4 protein-coding genes are annotated in these 2,885 nt (G+C 35.5%); 3 read left to right on the plus strand and 1 reads right to left on the minus strand.

What is annotated here, in order from left to right; genetic code table 11:
* Nucleotides 1-20: 20 nt before the first annotated feature.
* The 3 genes from GX756_04570 (at nucleotide 21) to GX756_04580 (ending at nucleotide 2,450) form a co-directional block, all read left to right on the plus strand.
* Nucleotides 21-485, plus strand: coding sequence for a type II toxin-antitoxin system HicB family antitoxin (locus GX756_04570; protein NLC17135.1), 465 nt, complete (start codon nucleotides 21-23; stop codon nucleotides 483-485).
* On the plus strand, nucleotides 472-909 hold the full coding sequence (locus GX756_04575; GenBank protein ID NLC17136.1) for a hypothetical protein: 438 nt from the start codon (nucleotides 472-474) through the stop codon (nucleotides 907-909). The genes GX756_04570 and GX756_04575 overlap by 14 nt, the downstream gene beginning before the upstream one ends.
* A 671-nt stretch (nucleotides 910-1,580) precedes the next feature.
* Complete coding sequence (locus GX756_04580) at nucleotides 1,581-2,450, plus strand: aldose 1-epimerase family protein (protein NLC17137.1); 870 nt, start codon at nucleotides 1,581-1,583, stop codon at nucleotides 2,448-2,450.
* A gap of 110 nt (nucleotides 2,451-2,560) precedes the next feature.
* Here GX756_04580 and GX756_04585 read toward each other — a convergent pair.
* Nucleotides 2,561-2,885: hypothetical protein (locus tag GX756_04585; protein NLC17138.1), on the minus strand; the 325-nt coding region annotated here is incomplete at its 5' end.

Below are 2,885 nucleotides of genomic sequence, written 5' to 3' on the forward strand. Positions count from 1 at the left end.
ATATATGGGAGGGAGTAGCAATGAAATATGGAATAGATGATTATAAAATGGAAATAAGTTGCGTTGTTGAGGGAGATGATAAATTTTGGATTGCTAGGTTTCCTGACTTTAATTCGTGTTTTGGGCAGGGTTGCACTAAAATTGAAGCTATTGAAGAATGCGAAGAAAATCTAAAAGCGCTAATTGCTTTTTTTGAAGAGAACAACAGACCATTGCCCACCCCTAGCAAAGATGAAGATGAGTATAGCGGCAAGTTTACTGTTAGAATATCAAAACAGCTTCATCGCAGATGCGCTATTTGCGCTCAAGAAAATAATGTAAGTTTAAATCATTTTGTAAGCGAAGCCCTTGCATTTTATTGCGCAAACCAACAATTTAAACCAAGCAAAACAACTATTATTGAAATTATTGATTCAAAAAGAGAAGCGTTTCAAAGAATATTGTATAAGCCCACTAGAGGAGAAAAATATCATGGCGCAAACTAAAAAAAAGAAATATAAAGATCTTTTCAAATTAGAGAAAAAAATTGATTTAAAAAATTTCGTTTATGATATGATACAAGATGACGAAGGACCTCAAAAAAAATTAAAACTAATTTATAATGACAAAATTAAAATAAACGAAATTACTTGTGAAAAAATAAAATATGAGATATCCAGAATTATTGGTTTTGAACCCGCTTCTTTATTTAAGCTTTCAATTACTTGCTTAGTTGAAGCGTTTTTTAAAGAAAAAACAAGCGATATTTTGGACAAACAAGAGCTAATATCGTTAATGAAAGATAATTTAGATGAATTTTGCGGCGGAGTTTTGAGTTATATTTCTTATTTAATATCAAGCGTGACAATGATCCATAATTACCCTATGATAACTCAACCTTATCCCTATGATAATATTGAAATATCATAAATAATTTAATTATAATATTTTAAGTTTAATAAAAAAGCCCCAAGAATATGATATGCACCCCAAAAGTTAGACACATTTGGAGGTGCATTTTTTTATGGAAAAGAGAAATGAAAAGAACAAGAAGTATAGCGCGAATTCAAGTTATAGTTATACTGGATATGCGCGAGAACAAGCTGAGCTATAGAGAGACATGTCGGAAATATAATATTTCGGAAAAAAGGCCACAGGCTTGGGGCGCATATATTTAGAGGAAGGAGCAGAAGGTTTGACAAAAGAAAGAAGAGGGAGAGCCTCAAAAGCAGGGTTGCTAATATTGGAAGGCCGAGAAAGCTAAAACCTGAGATTGAAGAAGACCTGATTGCTGAGAACCAGAGACTCAAGATGGAGCTAGAGTATTTAAAAAAACTGAACGCCTTAGTTCTTGCGGACGAGCGCAAGAACGACAAAAAGCGTTGATCGTTTCGGAGCTAAGGTTAACCTATCCACTAAATGAAAAGCAAGAGATAAAAAAACTGTTTATCCTTAACAAAGGCAGATACGGGTATAGGAGAATTTTGATATAGTTAAAAGCTTAAGCTGATTCCAAAATTTAATTCAAAATCCTTTGTTAGAAAAAATAAAAATGATATAATTAATAAAGGTTTTAGGGAAAAGAGTTTAGGAAGAAGCTAATGAATTATTCTATCGCTAACGAGGAGCTTAGCGTCAAGGTATGCGACGCGGGCGCCGCTATTATCTCAATAAAGAAAAATAATAAAGAATATTTTAGAAGATCTTTTGATGTTCTGGACGGTTGGGCTTTTAATCTATTCCCGATAATCGGCAGGCTTAACCAAGGCATTTATACATACAAAGGCAAAACCTACAAGATGCGAAGAAACGGTTTTTTGCATTGGGTAGAGTTTGATTTGGTTAAGCGCGAACAAGATCTAATATCCTTTGAGTTTAAGTATAACGACTATACGCTTGAGATGTATCCCTTTAAGTTTTTGTTCGGCGTGACTTATAAATTAATAAAAAACATAATTGAGATTGAATACTCGGTAGATAATTTGGACGACAAGCCCATATATTTTAGCATAGGCGCAAAACCCGGCTTTATCGTGCCGATAAGCTATGGACTGAACTTTGAGGATTATTATGTAAAGTTTAGCGAGCCAAAGTCTATTTTCAAATTGGAATTAAATTCTTCTTATTTTTTGAGCGGCAAAGTCACGCCCTTTGAGCTGCAAGAGGGCAGGATATTGCCGCTGAGCCACAGGCTTTTTGACAACGACGCTTTGATTTTTGGCAGCGCCAGCCGTTCAATATCTTTAGAGTCAAATCTTGACCCGAAGAAAGTCAAAATCTCATATCCCGATATGCCCTATATAGCGCTATGGAAAACGCCCAAAACAAGCGCGCCTTTTTTGTGCATTGAGCCATGGGCGGGCCTGCCTTCGCATTCTTTTAAAATAGACGACATAGAGAGCAAAAGGGGCGTTATCCGTTTAAACCAAAAACAAGAATATAAAAATTATTGGTCAATAGAGATTAACTAAAAAACAACCCGTTTTTATAAAGGGGCTGTTTTTTAGATTTTTACCCTTATAAATATGTCTTTTTGCCTTTTATAGCCGCCATATAAAAACTTCCAAAGAGTTTTGGCCGCTTATAAATATGTTTTTAACTCTTGAATATGTCTTTCCAGCGCAGAGATATAATCTTGGGCAATCTCAAGAACATCTTGTTCGGCGTCGGCGTATTTTTTCTTGTTTTTCAGCGCTTTTATAAGCCCCATGCAGCTACCCGACAAAACCATTTCGGCGAGCTTGGAAGTAGAGCTATCAAGAAGCGTCTGCAGCTCAAGCGACAAAACGACGCACAGCTTAGTGCAAAATCCGGGGCTTTTTTCTTGGAAGCCGTTTTTGTTTATCAGTTCTTTGGTTTTTTCAAAAAACTCGCGATAGTCTTTTAGGTGGTTTTGGATTGTTTCC

Source organism: Clostridiales bacterium, from assembly GCA_012512255.1.
In the GTDB taxonomy this organism is placed as follows: Bacteria; Bacillota; Clostridia; order Christensenellales; family DUVY01; genus DUVY01.

Coding starts and splice junctions, on each gene's coding strand:
- GX756_04570 (NLC17135.1), top strand. CDS start 21: ATGAAATATGGAATAGATGATTATAAAATGGAAATAAGTTGCGTTGTT.
- GX756_04575 (NLC17136.1), top strand. CDS start 472: ATGGCGCAAACTAAAAAAAAGAAATATAAAGATCTTTTCAAATTAGAG.
- GX756_04580 (NLC17137.1), top strand. CDS start 1,581: ATGAATTATTCTATCGCTAACGAGGAGCTTAGCGTCAAGGTATGCGAC.